This is a genomic window from Virgibacillus alimentarius (genome assembly GCF_000709085.1).
Lineage (GTDB): Bacteria > Bacillota > Bacilli > Bacillales > Amphibacillaceae > Virgibacillus_B > Virgibacillus_B alimentarius.
Map to the genome: position 1 here is coordinate 22,046 of NZ_JFBD01000006.1, position 14,779 is coordinate 36,824.

Here is a 14,779-nt window from a genome sequence, read left to right on the forward strand (position 1 = left end):
ATTCTACTAAGCAACAAACACCTGGTCAACCCATAACACATTTAATTAAATCTTTCCATAATTTCGTTAGTTGTATTTCGTTTGTAACATACACTTCATCATTATATAAAATTCGTTCGTAACCGTATGTTAAGAGACGCATATTACTAAAGGCATAATAACGATCAATTCTGCTTGCGTATTCCCTTAGCGTCTCATCGGGATGTTTCCCCATCCCTTTTCGCTGCAAAATTTTTAATAAATGATGGTAAGCATCCTGGTAATTATTAACACTCTGTTTTCGCTTCAATTTCATTGTGAAAAAAATGGTTAACCAACGATATCGCATTATATATAGTATAACAAATAAAAGGGCAAAACTAAGCATAAACAAAATGAAAGATTTTCCATTCTTTTGATTTTCACTCGATTCTCTTTTATTTGTCTTGTCATTTTCTCCACTCTTTGAATCAACTGGAACGGCTTGATTTTCCATTATTTCTTTATCTGACGTTTCCTTAATTTTCCCCTTATCTTCATTTGTCGTATAAAAATCAGATAAGTTAGAAAAACCTTGTGTCGGTTCAAATGGAACCCAGCCAATTTCTGGAAAATATACTTCCACCCAGGAGTGTGCATTTGCATTGGTAACTTCATAAACATTTTTACCATTTGATCCTTCTTTAATCCTCTCTCCACTCGTAAATCCTTTTACCCATCTAGATGGGATATCCAGTGTCCTGAGCATAACAATCATAGCAGTGGAATAATTATCACAATACCCCTCTTTCGAATCAAATAAGAATTGATCAACATAGTCCTGATCTTCCCCTGGTACAGGTACATTGCTTGTTTGATAAACGAAACCATTTTTCCCAAAATATTGCTCAATTGCACGCGTTTTATCATAGCGGTTGTGATAAGCAGCCGTTATTTCTTCCGCTAACGCTTCCACACGATCAGGTAATGAAGAAGGAAGCTGTGTATAAGTATCAGCAATAGCGGCCGGGTCTACTTCACTTGCATCCCTTAATGTCTCTACCGAAAAAGAGGGGTGATCATAGGTGATTTTATAACTTTTCAGATTCGTATTTTTATTCATTTGTGATTGAATTTCTCCAGTTTTTTCATCTAATTGAAATTGCACATGTTTATCTGCATTCACCTCATTAACACCATACGGGTATACGAGTTTTTCGAGCATTGCATGGTCACTAAACTCAAGTGTTGCTTCCGATTGTTCGGTTTCCACTTTATCTGAAAAAGTACGTAAAGAAATCTGCCCTTCCCTTTGTGTTTGATAATTATGTGATGTAGACGTTTTCCATCCTTTTCCCGTATAAACATCCTTTGTTTCTATCCGCCAGTAGTGATCTTTCGTATCTGTTGCGGTGAAAACGGTACTGTAATCTTGGACAAACGAACCACCTAGTTGAGAATCGTTTTCCCCGTATCCAACCTTTTGTACGGTAGAACTTGGATCTTGCATCGTTTTAGCTGCAAATTCAATAAGTGGGGTAGGATTGGTCCACTTTGAATCAAAAACAGGTGTCACATATCCAATCAGAGCTGCCAGAAACACAACACTAACCAGTGGGACCGTCCAATTCTTCTTCCAAGACAACTGAACAGATTCGCCCTCTACTTCTTTGACAAGATTAGCCATACCTAAAGTAATAAACGCAATCGTAAAAGTTCTGATAGCTGGTATCCCGGCATCATACACAGTGAAAGCGTTTAGAGCAATTAAATACAGATACGTCATGAAAACAAAGAGGTATACCTGCTTCGTGGTTACAAACCAGTAATCTATTAAATAACTCATCAGCCAAATGAAAACGAGCAGCAATACATTCTGGAACAAGGGGGTTACATCGTACCACTGCTGGTCTAAAAGCATTCGGATATTAAAGATAATCTCCGAATATAATTGGTTAATCCATGAACTACCAAGAAACATTTGGTCTAAAAAGAATAACCAATGGATAATAAATAGAAAACCAAAACCTTTAAGTAAGAAAGATAAGAGCCAACTTCCATTGCTCCAGTCGATCCTTCCGGCCCTTGATTGATGTGTACTCCGAACAGGTTGTTTCTCCGCTTCGGTTGATGTTTTGATTCTCCGGTAGATGCTCCCGCGCTCTGGTCGATATCCGTCTCGTTGCGGTCGATATTTCCCCTCTCCAGTTGATATTTCCGATCTCCGGTTAATATCTTCGCTTCCCGGTTGATATCCCCATCCTTCGGTCGATATTTTCTCCATCTGGTTGATATTTTCTTGTTCTAGTTGATATCCGCTACTTTCTGGTCGCCCTCCTCGCCTTATTTCTGCTCTCTGATCAATGTGCATTCGCAAAAAAGAAATACCAAAACAATACATCGTATACATTATAAATAAAGTTAGACTGCCTTTCCCACTAATTCTTTCGATTGGATAAATCCATTCTAAAAAAAGAAAAAAACCACTTACATACAAAATAGAGGTAGAGCCCCATAGCATTTTATGTTGCTTTTGAAACCTCATATTCCATTCACCTCGATTGGGTTTTTCACTAATTGTTTTTCAGAAATCAGTCTAACTTCAATCCCATACCCATGTAATCTATCAATGCGTTGGTAATCTCTTTGATAGATCATTGCAGAAGGTTGAACCAAAAAGAGAGCAATGCTTGTTGATCGCTGTTTTAATTCTTTTAGTGTCTGTCCTAATGCTTCATTCAAATTGTTCGTAACAATCCATAGACTAGGTGGACTTTTCATTGTCATTGATGCTTCTTTCAATAAATTGGCAAAAGGACGCTTTCCATTTGGGTGGATTTGTGCTAGATGATTGCGTACATCATGATGCTGTTTTGGAAAATAGTGTATTTCTTTATCAACAGTTAATAAACCCGCAGTAACCGACTGCCTGTGCAGTGTCTCTATAAGCGAAGTAGTCACCTCTACTGCTGCTTCGAAAGCTAAATGGTTCATTGCATGATCATAACAACTATCTAAAATGACTACAGTGTCTACACTTTTTTCTTGTTCAAATTCTTTTGTCATTATTTTGTTTTTGCTTGCAGTTTGTTTCCAGTCGATCCAAGAAAATTTATCTCCTGGAATATACTCCCTACTTCCTGAAGCTATATTGATATTTTTAAAGTGTAAAGCATGCGAAGATAGTGACCCTTGTGCAATCGTATTATTCGGTTCTTGTAAACAGATAGGACGTTCATTTGGATAAACGATGAGGGAATCGGTCACTTGAAAAACATGCTCCTTTTTTATAAAACCAAACATATCCCCCGTTCTAATCCGAATTGCCTGTAGCTGATGTATTCCTCGCGGCAGTTTCTGTATATCATAAGGAATTTCAAATTCTCGCTTAAAACCCGGGAAAACAATTCGTTTTGACGTACGCTCCACATGTAACCGGTTGGGATTATTCAAGTAGTGATATTTCGCTTCACGCGTATCTATCTTTTGTAAGGAAAATGGAAATACCTCTTCTATCTTACAATAGGATAATGGGAAGCCTATTCTCCTTTGAATGTTTAGTTTTATTGAAATTGATTCACCTGCCCGTATACGATTTCGTGATAGTATTCGACGGACGTTCCATCCTCCCACTCGGTAAAAAAGCATTCCTAACTGGTAAAGGGCAATAGGAAGGAAACTAAACAATAAAAAGCCGCTCACAAAATCACTTTGAAACATAGCGCCTACAAAAAGGATAGAAAGAGGCAAAATAATAGATAGCAAGTTTCCCATAAATCTAAATAATGCTTTCATCCGCTAAACTTCCTTCGGATCGGTATATTTGTATTTTTAATAATAGAGACAATAGTCTGCTCTCTGTCTACCCCATCATAAGTTGCCTCATGTGTTAGAGTGATTCGATGTGAAAGTACAAATGGCGTTAAATATTTCACATCATCAGGAAGTACATAATCACGGCCTTTGACAAATGCGAATGCCTGAGAAGCTTTCATTAATGCAATCGAAGCTCTTGGGCTGGCACCAAAATGAATGGCATGGTGATTTCTTGTGCTAGAGACCAATTTTAAAATGTACCATTGGATACTTTGATCGATGTATATTTCTTTTACCTCTTCCTGAAGCGTTATCAGTTCTGCTTTGGAAATTACTGATTGAAGGGATTCAATTGGATGATTTTTTGTTGTTCGCTCAAGCATTTCCAATTCCTCTTCTAGCGTTGGATAGCCCAACTTCAATTTCAGGAGAAATCGGTCAAGCTGTGCTTCCGGAAGTGGGTACGTCCCTTCAAATTCAACTGGATTTTGGGTAGCCATGACAAAAAAAGGCCGCTGAAGCAAAACCGTATTCCCATCAACGGTAACTCTCTTTTCTTCCATTCCTTCTAGTAAGGATGACTGTGTTTTTGGAGAAGAACGATTGATTTCATCAGCAAGAACGACATTTCCAAGAAGTGGTCCTGGTCTATACTCGAATTCCATTTCTTTTGGGTTATAAATCGATATCCCCGTGATGTCAGAAGGCAATAAATCCGGGGTGAATTGAATTCTTCTAAAATCACAATCTAATGACTTTGCTAATGCGCGGACAAGCATTGTCTTCCCAACACCAGGAACATCTTCAAACAAAACATGTCCTTGTGCTAATAAGGCGACTAAACTCAATACTGTTTCGTCTTGCTTTCCAATCATTACTTTACTTATATTTTCTAATACAATGTCTATTTTTTTATGATATTTCATCGTTTCTTTGATCATCTTATTCATCCTCCATCCCATACTACTAGGTGATTAATATTCATTCGTATGTAATGGAATCTAGTATTTGCAAAAAGGACGCATTTTATACTAGTATAGGAGAGATAAGTTTAATTGTTTGAATAAAGTGGAAATACATATGGAACAATAAGAATCGAAATATAAAGGAGGCTAGTAAATAATATGATGTGGGTAGGAATTGGATTATCTGTTATTGGAATTGCATTTTTCATTCTAGTCATTTTATTAATGGAACCTTTAAACAATTTAGCTGAAACGCTTAAAAGCTTAAAGGGAACGACTGACAAACTTCCTGAGAATGTTGATAAAGTATTCAGCGAAACAACCGATATCTTTAAGACAGCAAAGGGAACATTAAGTGATGTTAATGAAAAACTAAACACATTAAATCCTATATTCAACATTGTGAATGACATTGGAGAAGCATCTCAAAAGCTATCATCCTCTCTTTCAAAAGCGAGTAAAGCCTTTAAGGAAAATACATCTGATCCAAACAACGTAATCCACCGCAATAATTTAGAAAGTTTATACGGCGGTGTAGCACTTGTCTACTATCTTCTTAAAGGAAAAAAGAAAAAATAACAAAAATCTTCCCCAACACAAATGTTGAGGAAGATTTTTATTTTTTCCGTCTTTTAAATAATCTTGAACGGAATGCGCTTTTTTCGGATTCTCCTGCGTCTTCTCCAGACGCTTGTTTTCTTTTGAAGATTGGGTTACTCGCTAGAGAAGAGGCGAAGCCGCGAGTTGCTTCAGTCACATCTTCTACAGCATAAAATAATGGACTCAATGTACGCATTTTTTCATTTAAATCCGTTAACGTCTGGTTACTTTCATGCAGTATATTCTCTGTTTCCTTGAAAATCGTATCCAGTTGATCCGGCAATTGTTCAACCGTATCACCTACACCATCAATCACCTTTGTCATTGCATACAGTGTATAGGAAAGGTAACCAACTAAAACCGCAAACGCAATACTAAAAATCAAGACGCCTATTCCGAGTACAACCACCTATATCCCTCTTTTCCTATGTATATTTTTATAATAGCATGATTCCACCAGTATTTGTCACCTGAAACTAATAATTAGAATACCATAAATAGATTAAATCATACAAATGAGGGGTATATCTAAATCGTTAGGAGGATTATCGATGTCTACTTTCATTAACTACATAAAAGATCTGCTTGCAGAATTTAAAAAAGATAATGTCCCTATTTTAGCAGCAGCGCAAGCCTATTACTATCTATTATCCATCTTTCCATTACTTATTGTGTGCTTCGCAATTATACCATATTTTAAAATTGAACCGAACGATGCCATCGATTTCATGAATAAAACATTGCCAAGTGAAATGGCATCTATCTTCGAAGAAAATATTATCAGCCTTATTCAAACACCTAAGGGCGGATTGCTTACTTTTGGTATTATTGCAGCACTATGGTCCGCTTCCGGTGGAATAAACGCTTTTATTAAGGCTGTCAATGAGGCATATGAAATCGATGAAACAAGATCTTTTATCCATGTCCGTTTACTCGCATTAACGTTAACGATTGGAATGATTATTTCATTAGTAGTTGCGATACTTCTGCTTGTTTTTGGCAATGTGATTTTAGGGTTTATAAAATCTTTTTTAGGTATTAGCGGTTCACTTGTTGTTTTACTCCAGATAGCAAGGTGGACAATTAGTATTCTTGTCATTACCGGGCTTTTAATATTGCTTTATCGCTTTGCTCCTAATAAAAAATTGCCATTGAAACATATTATGCCGGGCGCCTTAACTACAAGCATTTTATGGTTACTTATATCATTAGGGTTTTCCCTGTATGCAAGTAATTTCGGCAGTTACTCGGTTACCTATGGCAGCTTAGGTGGAATCATCGTCCTAATGATCTGGTTCTTCTTAACGGGATTAACCCTAATGATAGGTGCAGAAATTAATATTATCCACCAACGGAGAAACAAAGGTACAAATTAAATCAAAAAGAACCTTTACCCTAAAAAGACGATAAGGTAAAGGTTCTTTTTTTACTGATAAAGAATAGGTGATCCTGGACCAAGGTCAATTCCGAGTAGCATCCAAGCAACAAGGAAGATCGTCCAGCCAACTAAGAAGAAAATGGAATATGGGAACATCACTGAAATTAACGTACCAATTCCCATTTTCTTGTCATATTTTTGTGCGAAAGCAATAATGATTGCAAAATATGTCATTAATGGCGTAATAATGTTGGTCGTTGAATCGGCAACCCGATAAGCCATTTGCGTAAGCTCTGGTGAGTAACCAAGCTGCATCATGATCGGTACGAAGACCGGAGCCATCATTGCCCATTTTGCTGATGCACTACCCATAAATAAATTAATAAATGCTGCGATCACAATAAAGACCAAGATTAGCGGAATTCCGGTTAAATTAATACTTTCTAAAAACTCTGCTCCATATACACCAAGAACAAGTCCCATGTTTGTCTCATTGAAAAATGCAACAAATTGACCAGCAGTAAATGCAAGAACAATGAACATTCCCATTGACGCCATCGTATCAGACATTTGAGCTGCTACATCTTTGTCATTACGAATAACCTTTGTAACTTTACCGTAAACAAAGCCAGGTACCAAAAACACAATGGCAATAATTGGTACAAGTGAATCCATAAATGGCGATTGAATAATGGCTCCACCTTCTCCGCGCATCGGAGCACCTGTTGGAAGAATTAGCAATGCGACTAAGATAAGTGTAACAACTAATGAAACACTTGCCCAAATCAATCCTTTTTTCTCAATACTTTTAAGTCCTTCTAATTTTTCACGGTACTTTCCTTTATATTCACCTAATCGTGGTTCAACAATTCGTTCGGTTACCCACGCACCGATAAGCGTTAAGATAAAAACAGAAGCGATAATAAAATAATAATTCATCGCAATGTTCATTGTGTCTGCATACGACGAATCAATCATTGCTGCAGCATCAATGGTTAATTCCCCTAACATGGCATCTGTTCCGGATAAAAATAGGTTTGCACTAAATCCAGCAGATACCCCGGCAAATGCGGCAGCTAGTCCAGCTAACGGGTGACGTCCAAGCGCTGCAAATATAACCGCTCCTAGTGGCGGCAGAACAACATATCCTGCATCCGAAGCAACACTAGACATGATCCCCGCAAAAACTAAGCCTGCAGTAATCAATTTATTTGGTACGGCTAAAACGAAGCCACGCAATAAAGCACTGATTAAGCCCGTCCTCTCAGCAAGACCGATACCAAGCATTGTGACAAGTACAACGCCCAGCGGAGCAAATCCAATGAAATTATCTGTCAAATTGGTAAGTATATATTTAATTCCTTCACCACTTAATAAATTTTTAACTTCAATCATTTCGTTTTCTTCTCCAGGATGTTCCACACTAATCCCGAAAGCGGAAACAATTCCTGATAAAACAACTACTAATAACGCTAATATTGCGAATAGTGTAACAGGATGCGGCAATTTATTACCTACTATTTCGATCCTGTCGAGAAAACGCTGAAATATCCCCTTTCTTTGCTTCTCCATAAAGTACCCCTTCCTCGTAATATTCAGAAAATAATGTTATTTTTCTATATACCAACTTCTATTATAAAGAGGAATTAAAAAATGTAAATCACTTCTCAATAAGTACTAATAGTAACTTTTTTTTAAATTTTTAAAATAAAATAAAAGCAGTCTATAAAAAAACTGCTTTATCCTTGATTTATTGTTTGTTTGATTTATTTAGAGCAGGAGTTTTCTGTTTTGATTGCTGTTTCATTTTCTGCTTCTGTTTCTGTTCGTCTTCACGCTTCCATCCAGGATCTCCATATTCGTGTAATTTGGAGTTTATCTTATAGATGCCATACGGTATCAGAAAACTTAAAACTGTACAAATTAAAACCATTTTTTCAGGTAAAACGCCTATGATTTTATCCCACATATCAACACCTCATATCAATTAGAAATATCCAAACAATGATTTATTCATGCCGCTTGCCTTTGGCCCGATTTGTAGCTCCTGTTTCCCGTATTTGAACATCAGCTGAAACATCGATGCGGCTATTTGCAAAGTAATTCTCGCCGTCTTCCCAGTCCTTTTTTATTCTCTTCCAAATTGAATAATGTTTTTGTTTTAAAATCTTATCAAAGTCAAAAATATCAAGCTTCATTTCCTTCTGGGCTTTATCAATGGTTTGATTTGCAAGCTTTTCTATTTTTTTAGCAACCTTCTCCTCTATTTTTGATAAATAGGAAGGATCTAACAGTGTTTTACTTCCATACATTTCGGCAAGTCTTCCTTCTACCTCTACGTTTACAGATATATCCATATTTTTTGGGTCTTTTGGATCTATTTTTATCTTACTTTTCGCTCCCTCAAGTTCAAAAGTCATGACATGATCTTCTACCTTGAACTTGATCACTCCTCCATTCACATCCCCTTTTACTAAATTCATCCCTTTGGTTTCCTGAGCCGTTAACTCAGCGACCATATTATCATTCAAACCGTGAAAAACAGCTGCACCTTTATAGTCTACTTCATTTTCAGAGAGGGAAATTTTCGGAAGTACATAGCTCTTATTATTTAATAGAAAATCATGTACATTGCCTAGCGTAACAGGATCTATCATATCTATTGATTTATAGTTATTATCGGAAATCATATCAAGATACCTCACAGGAAGTTGTTCTGGTTCTGGCTTTATTTCAAGTAATTCTTTTGCCTTATTTTTCGCTATCATAATTTTAATGCCCCTGCGCATTTCCTGATCGCGTATAAATATATCCAGTATACTAGCAAATATTTCAGGTTCACGGGCTACTTCTTCGGAGACAATAAGAAGCCTTACATGTTCATAAAAGGGAGCGCGACTTATTTCTTGTACCATATTACGATTAATTGTAAATATACTTGTTCCGGTAGCTGTTACATTAACAAACGGGGATTTATTATTGCCGCCTCCTGCAGGAGTACCTAATCCGGCAGGAGAGACAATCTGATTTGTCAGCGATAAATTCATGTTTTCATCCGAATAATCATTGGCTTTATCAATGGCCGATCCAACCACAAAACCATGCTCCTCAATACTGATTTGATCCCAGCAGCCAGTTAGTAAAATAACCATAAGAAAATAGGTAGTTATTTGTATCAGTTTTTGCTTAACCAATGGGCTTCACTCCCCTTAGTTTTCCAACCACTAACAATAGAAGCGCTACAAATACGGTATACCCGAAAGTTATATAACCAACAATAGTTCCATACGTGTATACCTCAATTAAATCCTGTGGGTACATCGCATTGGCATATACTAATGGAGATAAAACAAATAAAATCTTATATTTCTGTACATTCTTGAATATAGAATTCAATGCGAAGACACAAATATCAAGTGCCATTGCAGTAGTATTAAAAATAGCCATGATCCATATCGTAAAAAAAACGGATTCAAATCGCTCAAAAATTTCCCCGGGTATTTCCACTCCTTTTGCTAATTCAATCGTCGGGAATAATAAATTACTTGTAACTGCATTTCCAAATACCCCAATAATAGACACATATATAAATAAATACAATCCAACAGGTATACACATTCCGATAACTGCTTTTTTTGGCACTTTTTTTGGCTTTTTAACAAGGACTGTATAAAACCATAAAATGCCAAATCCAACATAAGAAAAAATTGCTGAACGTAACCCTTTCATATATCCGGTGAAATCTGTTTCAAGCATCGGAAATAAGTGATTCCATTCAAAACGGTTCAGGCTAAATACAATAACTAACAATGAAATAACTAAAATAATCGGGAAAAACATCATATTTAAGCGAAGCAAGCCCACTCTTGATCCTGCAACAGCGTAAACAACAACAAGCAAAAAAGTTAATGCAATCACTTCCACTGGCGTACGATCAAATATATATTGTTTGGAGATATCAGCAATCTCCCGAATTTGAAGTACGGCTAATTGTGATGCAATCACTGCAAAAAGAAATGTTAAAACAAGCGCCACAGGTTTCGTGACAATACAAGATGCATAGGATAAAAATGTCTGGTTTGGAAAGCTGGATGCTAGTTTTGCGACTATCCATGTTATCATTATAGCGATGATTCCCCCTATCAAAATAGGGATCCAACCATCAGCAGCTATCGTCACAGCAGCCATATCTTTTGAGAAGGTAAGGACACCTACTCCGATAACAAAGGAAGGTATCGCAATCATGATTTCCCGTTCACTAATCAACTCATCTGCATGTTTGAAACGTTTCAAAGGTTTTTTCCTCCCGTATTACCAGATTTCTCGTCCTCAGCCTGCAAATACTTCGGTCGTCTCGAAATTAACGGAATGGGCGAACGGAAAATGAGATCATTCCAATCTCTTAAAAAGGTTGGTGCGAATGGAGTAGAATAAGGGACTCCAATACTTTTTAAATTAACAAGATGGATATTAATCATAATATAAGCAAGAATGATACCAAAAAGCCCAAATACTGCAGATGCGATCAGAAATCCAAAAAGAAGAATGCGAAAAGAGATCGCAACACTGTACGATGGAATAGCAAACGATGCGATGGCGTTTAGGGCAACAACGATGACCATGATTGGACTTACAATACCCGCTTGAACTGCTGCCTCTCCGATTACTAGTCCACCGACAATACCTATCGTCTGCCCAATTGTTGTAGGCAATCTTGCCCCTGCCTCCCGTAATAATTCCATTGTAATGGTCATTAATAACGCTTCGATAAAAGGAGGAAAAGGAACTCCTTCCCTTGTCGCTGCAATTGAAAAGGCCAGCTTTTGAGGAATCATCCCAGGGTGGTAGGAAACTAACGCTACATATAAAGCGGGTAAAAATACAGATATAAATGCAGCAAGATATCGAAGCCCTCGTATCAAGGTCCCTATCGTCCAGCGTTCATAATAATCTTCGGGCGATTGCAATGCATTTCCAAATGTTGCAGGAAGCACTAAAACTAACGGTGTTCCATCCAAAAAGATGGCTAGTTTCCCCTGCAAAAGGGCAGCTGACACCTTATCGGGCCTTTCTGTATTTATTAATTGCGGAAATGGTGATAAGAAGCTATCTTCAATCCACTGTTCTATATAACCTACACCAGGTGCATCATCCATATCAATGGCCCTTAGTCTTCGATCCACTTCTTTCACGATATCTGGATTAATAATCCCGTCTACATAGGTTACAGCGATCGTCTTTTTAGATCGCCTCCCTATATAATGCTTTTTTAAGCGGAGATTGGGATCTCGTATATGGCGACGAAGGAGAACCAGGTTTGTTTGTATATTTTCAACAAAACCCTCTCTAGGGCCGCGAATGACTGTTTCTGAATCTGGTTCTTCAATTGCACGACTTTCCCAACCTCTTGTATCTATTAATAATACTTTATCAATGCCATCTAAATAGAATATTGTATCCCCGTTCAAAAGTGCATTGGATAAATCATCAAGCGTATATCCTTTTTCCGTAGACGCGGAAATAATTTCATTATTAATTACTTCAAATAGTTTTACTTTCTCATCTGGTAATTGCTTTCGTTCCGTTTCCAGCTGTACGTTTTTCATAATATGACTATGTATTAAATCATCATTTACTAATCCGTCTATATAAGCAATCGCGCATTTATGCTCTGTTCCGCGAACGGTAAATGGACGAACCACAAGGTCAATCGGCTCACCAAGCATCTTTTTTAAATTGGTTATATTTTTATCTAATTCTTTATAGATAGTGATCGAAAAGTTTTCTTTTTGTTTGTTTTCTTCTTGTTTGTTTGAATTTTGTATTACATTTTGTTTCCTTTTGACGCGTCGAGCCACAACACTCACCCCTTACATCCAACCTGTCATTTTCTTCTTTTTCCCATGATTCATTCCTTTTATTCATTTCGTATGTGCAAACGTTTTATTCAGATGAATAGAAAAATTAATTTCTGATCACTCTAATAAAGAATGTTGTGCGATTTTTTAACTAGCTAAACAAAGAAGGGATGAGAAAGTAGAATGTCAACGGAAAATACTCCAAATCATATAGAACTTACAGCAGCGGAAATTTCGAGTCTTTGGTCTTCCTATCAAGAACATACGCTTAATTTATGTGGGATAAACTTTTTTTTGGTACATGTGAATGATTCACAAATTCGCCAAATTCTTGAGAAAGCTTTAACCATTGAAAAAAATAACAAAGCTAAATTAGAGCAATTTTTTAACAACGAAAATTACCCTGTCCCACAAGGCTTCACAGAACAAGATGTAAACCTAAATGCACCACGGCTTCTCTCGGATAAGCTTTATTTAGAATATATTTTGAATATGGCTGAATTAAATCTTTTTACAAACGCAACAGCCTTAACCATGGCAGCTAGATCAGATATTATTGATTTTTACTCCAATAAATTAAATATTGCACAAGGACTTCTTAAACAGGCAGTTGAATTAGCAAAACAAAAAGGTACATATGTACGCACACCATCAATTCCAAAGGCAAAGAAGATTGACTTTGTGAAAAAAGAGAGGTTTTTAACTGGATGGTTTGGTGACCGAAGACCATTGTTAGGAGTTGAAATTGCAAACTTAGCATATGCATCGAAGCGAAATGCACTAGGACAAGCAGTAATAACCGCTTTTAGTCAAGTGGCTGAGAACAAAGAAACAAGACAATATTTTGAAAAGGGGCGGGACATTGCAGGAAAACACAAAGAGGCTTTTAACGATATTTTAAATGAGGATTATTTATCGAATGGTATGCTTATGACATCGGAGGTAACTGATTCGACCGTTGCACCCTTCTCAGATAAGTTCATGATGAATTTTGTTACAATTCTTATTTCGTTCGGAATTACCCAGTACGGATCAGCAATTTCCGCAAGTCCAAGACATGACCTAGGAGTTACATATACCCGGCTAATGGCAGAAATAGTGAAGTATTCCAACGAAGGAGCAAACATTATGATAGAAAATGGTTGGATGGAACAACCGCCAATAGCGGCTGACCGTAAGGGGTTAGCGAAAAGATGAGCCTATGGATAAAAAAATAGAGAGAAAAAGCAGAAAGCTGGAAATGCTTCTTTGGAGTATTGCACTACCGGGATTTGGACAGTTGTTAAATCGAAAATTTGTAAAAGGAGTTCTTTTAGTTGTACTAGAATTTGCAGTAAATGTTTTTGGGAATCTAAACCAGGCTATTGTATTAAGTTTTCACGGGGAAATTCAAGAAGCAATTCAGCAAACAAATTACCTCTGGTTTATGTTTTATCCATGCCTATACCTCTTTGCTATTTGGGATGCATATAAAGATACGGGGGGTGGCCAAAAGCCATTTGCATATCTCCCATTTGTGTTTGCTGCATATATTGGTACAGTTGGTGTAGCTTTTTCACCAGTACTTAAAATTTTTGGGTATCTCATTGGACCTGTCTGGCTACCGATTATATCAATACCAATTGGTTTAATTATTGGAGCGTTAATCAGGTGGATATTGATCAAATGTTATACAAGTGAGGACGCACGATAAACCATAATGAAAAAGTCCCTCAACATTCTGAGAGACTTTTCCTAAATGGATATGCTTCCTCTACCTTTAATCTAGTTCTATATTTACAACCCCACCAGTATTCACATCAACTTCTACTTTATATTTGGCTCCTTGTGCTGTTATAATATCCACCTCATAAACCAATATACCATGCTCTTGTTCCAGTTCAATTTTAACCACTTGACCTGGTACCTGTTCGAGTGCAATATTCATAGCCTCTTCGATCGATACTCTGCGGTTCCAAGCAGGCATGGGATTGGGGTGTGGATGATGATACCAATGATTGATATGCCCTTGATGATTCAAATTGTGTTGCCAATAAGGATGTTGACGAAGCGGTTGCCATTTATTATTCATGAGCCTTCTCCTTTGCTTTGATAATTTTTAAGTTCCTTTATCATATTATTCAGGCATCTATATTGGGTGCCTGTTTTTGTAAAAACATAGAAGGCTCAAAGAAAAGGGTAGGACAAAACCCCAGCAAATGTAA

Annotated in this window: 14 protein-coding genes; 4 read left to right on the forward strand and 10 right to left on the reverse strand. The window is 37.0% G+C overall.

The genetic code is table 11. The features are described 5' to 3' along the window. Positions 1-25 precede the first annotated feature (25 nt). From GZ63_RS0101115 to GZ63_RS0101125, 3 genes are read right to left on the reverse strand one after another with little or no spacing between them, the layout of a single operon-like run. A complete protein-coding gene (locus GZ63_RS0101115) occupies positions 26-2,503 on the reverse strand; it encodes a transglutaminase TgpA family protein (protein ID WP_051681346.1) in 2,478 nt (825 codons plus the stop codon). Next, on the reverse strand, positions 2,500-3,753 hold the full coding sequence (locus GZ63_RS0101120; RefSeq protein ID WP_029266028.1) for a DUF58 domain-containing protein: 1,254 nt from the start codon (positions 3,751-3,753) through the stop codon (positions 2,500-2,502). Before GZ63_RS0101120 ends, GZ63_RS0101115 begins: the two co-directional genes overlap by 4 nt. Next, positions 3,750-4,715 (reverse strand): AAA family ATPase, encoded by a 966-nt coding sequence (locus GZ63_RS0101125; RefSeq protein ID WP_029266031.1) that lies wholly within the window; start codon positions 4,713-4,715, stop codon positions 3,750-3,752. Before GZ63_RS0101125 ends, GZ63_RS0101120 begins: the two co-directional genes overlap by 4 nt. A gap of 183 nt (positions 4,716-4,898) precedes the next feature. Between GZ63_RS0101125 and GZ63_RS0101130 the strand changes: the two genes are divergently transcribed. Further along, on the forward strand, positions 4,899-5,318 hold the full coding sequence (locus GZ63_RS0101130) for a DUF948 domain-containing protein (RefSeq protein ID WP_029266032.1): 420 nt from the start codon (positions 4,899-4,901) through the stop codon (positions 5,316-5,318). 37 nt (positions 5,319-5,355) lie between these two features. Here the strand turns inward: GZ63_RS0101130 and GZ63_RS0101135 are convergent, their stop codons facing one another. Then, positions 5,356-5,748: a DUF948 domain-containing protein gene (locus tag GZ63_RS0101135; RefSeq protein ID WP_038220826.1), complete on the reverse strand. Its 393-nt coding sequence runs from the start codon at positions 5,746-5,748 to the stop codon at positions 5,356-5,358. 142 nt (positions 5,749-5,890) lie between these two features. Between GZ63_RS0101135 and GZ63_RS0101140 the strand changes: the two genes are divergently transcribed. After that, positions 5,891-6,715 carry a YihY/virulence factor BrkB family protein gene (locus GZ63_RS0101140; protein WP_029266036.1) on the forward strand — a complete coding sequence of 275 codons (825 nt, stop codon included), beginning with the start codon at positions 5,891-5,893 and terminating at the stop codon, positions 6,713-6,715. Positions 6,716-6,765: 50 nt separating this feature from the next. Here the strand turns inward: GZ63_RS0101140 and GZ63_RS0101145 are convergent, their stop codons facing one another. The 5 genes from GZ63_RS0101145 to GZ63_RS0101165 form a co-directional block, all read right to left on the reverse strand. Beyond that, complete coding sequence (locus tag GZ63_RS0101145; protein WP_029266038.1) at positions 6,766-8,289, reverse strand: AbgT family transporter; 1,524 nt, start codon at positions 8,287-8,289, stop codon at positions 6,766-6,768. Between the two features lie 178 nt (positions 8,290-8,467). Continuing rightward, positions 8,468-8,686 carry a hypothetical protein gene (locus GZ63_RS16265; RefSeq protein WP_038220829.1) on the reverse strand — a complete coding sequence of 73 codons (219 nt, stop codon included), beginning with the start codon at positions 8,684-8,686 and terminating at the stop codon, positions 8,468-8,470. Between the two features lie 40 nt (positions 8,687-8,726). Further along, positions 8,727-9,911 (reverse strand): Ger(x)C family spore germination protein, encoded by a 1,185-nt coding sequence (locus GZ63_RS0101155; RefSeq protein ID WP_051681347.1) that lies wholly within the window; start codon positions 9,909-9,911, stop codon positions 8,727-8,729. Further along, entirely contained in the window at positions 9,904-11,010 is a 1,107-nt protein-coding gene (locus GZ63_RS0101160; protein WP_029266042.1) for a GerAB/ArcD/ProY family transporter, read from the reverse strand. Before GZ63_RS0101160 ends, GZ63_RS0101155 begins: the two co-directional genes overlap by 8 nt. After that, complete coding sequence (locus GZ63_RS0101165; RefSeq protein WP_029266044.1) at positions 11,007-12,575, reverse strand: spore germination protein; 1,569 nt, start codon at positions 12,573-12,575, stop codon at positions 11,007-11,009. Before GZ63_RS0101165 ends, GZ63_RS0101160 begins: the two co-directional genes overlap by 4 nt. A 183-nt stretch (positions 12,576-12,758) precedes the next feature. On the opposite strand from GZ63_RS0101165, the gene GZ63_RS0101170 reads away from it, so the two are divergent. Together GZ63_RS0101170 and GZ63_RS0101175 are read left to right on the forward strand one after the other, a co-directional pair. After that, entirely contained in the window at positions 12,759-13,772 is a 1,014-nt protein-coding gene (locus GZ63_RS0101170; protein WP_029266046.1) for a DUF3231 family protein, read from the forward strand. Positions 13,773-13,776: 4 nt separating this feature from the next. Continuing rightward, positions 13,777-14,268 carry a hypothetical protein gene (locus GZ63_RS0101175; RefSeq protein WP_029266048.1) on the forward strand — a complete coding sequence of 164 codons (492 nt, stop codon included), beginning with the start codon at positions 13,777-13,779 and terminating at the stop codon, positions 14,266-14,268. A gap of 66 nt (positions 14,269-14,334) precedes the next feature. On the opposite strand, the gene GZ63_RS0101180 is transcribed toward GZ63_RS0101175, so the two are convergent. Beyond that, a complete protein-coding gene (locus GZ63_RS0101180; protein ID WP_198020894.1) occupies positions 14,335-14,646 on the reverse strand; it encodes a PepSY domain-containing protein in 312 nt (103 codons plus the stop codon). Positions 14,647-14,779: the final 133 nt, after the last annotated feature.

Bases quoted from the DNA above. Each gene is read 5' to 3' on its own strand.
- GZ63_RS0101115 (WP_051681346.1), bottom strand. From the start codon at position 2,503: ATGAGGTTTCAAAAGCAACATAAAATGCTATGGGGCTCTACCTCTATT.
- GZ63_RS0101120 (WP_029266028.1), bottom strand. From the start codon at position 3,753: ATGAAAGCATTATTTAGATTTATGGGAAACTTGCTATCTATTATTTTG.
- GZ63_RS0101125 (WP_029266031.1), bottom strand. From the start codon at position 4,715: ATGATCAAAGAAACGATGAAATATCATAAAAAAATAGACATTGTATTA.
- GZ63_RS0101130 (WP_029266032.1), top strand. From the start codon at position 4,899: ATGATGTGGGTAGGAATTGGATTATCTGTTATTGGAATTGCATTTTTC.
- GZ63_RS0101140 (WP_029266036.1), top strand. From the start codon at position 5,891: ATGTCTACTTTCATTAACTACATAAAAGATCTGCTTGCAGAATTTAAA.
- GZ63_RS0101145 (WP_029266038.1), bottom strand. From the start codon at position 8,289: ATGGAGAAGCAAAGAAAGGGGATATTTCAGCGTTTTCTCGACAGGATC.
- GZ63_RS16265 (WP_038220829.1), bottom strand. From the start codon at position 8,686: ATGTGGGATAAAATCATAGGCGTTTTACCTGAAAAAATGGTTTTAATT.
- GZ63_RS0101170 (WP_029266046.1), top strand. From the start codon at position 12,759: ATGTCAACGGAAAATACTCCAAATCATATAGAACTTACAGCAGCGGAA.
- GZ63_RS0101175 (WP_029266048.1), top strand. From the start codon at position 13,777: ATGGATAAAAAAATAGAGAGAAAAAGCAGAAAGCTGGAAATGCTTCTT.
- GZ63_RS0101180 (WP_198020894.1), bottom strand. From the start codon at position 14,646: ATGAATAATAAATGGCAACCGCTTCGTCAACATCCTTATTGGCAACAC.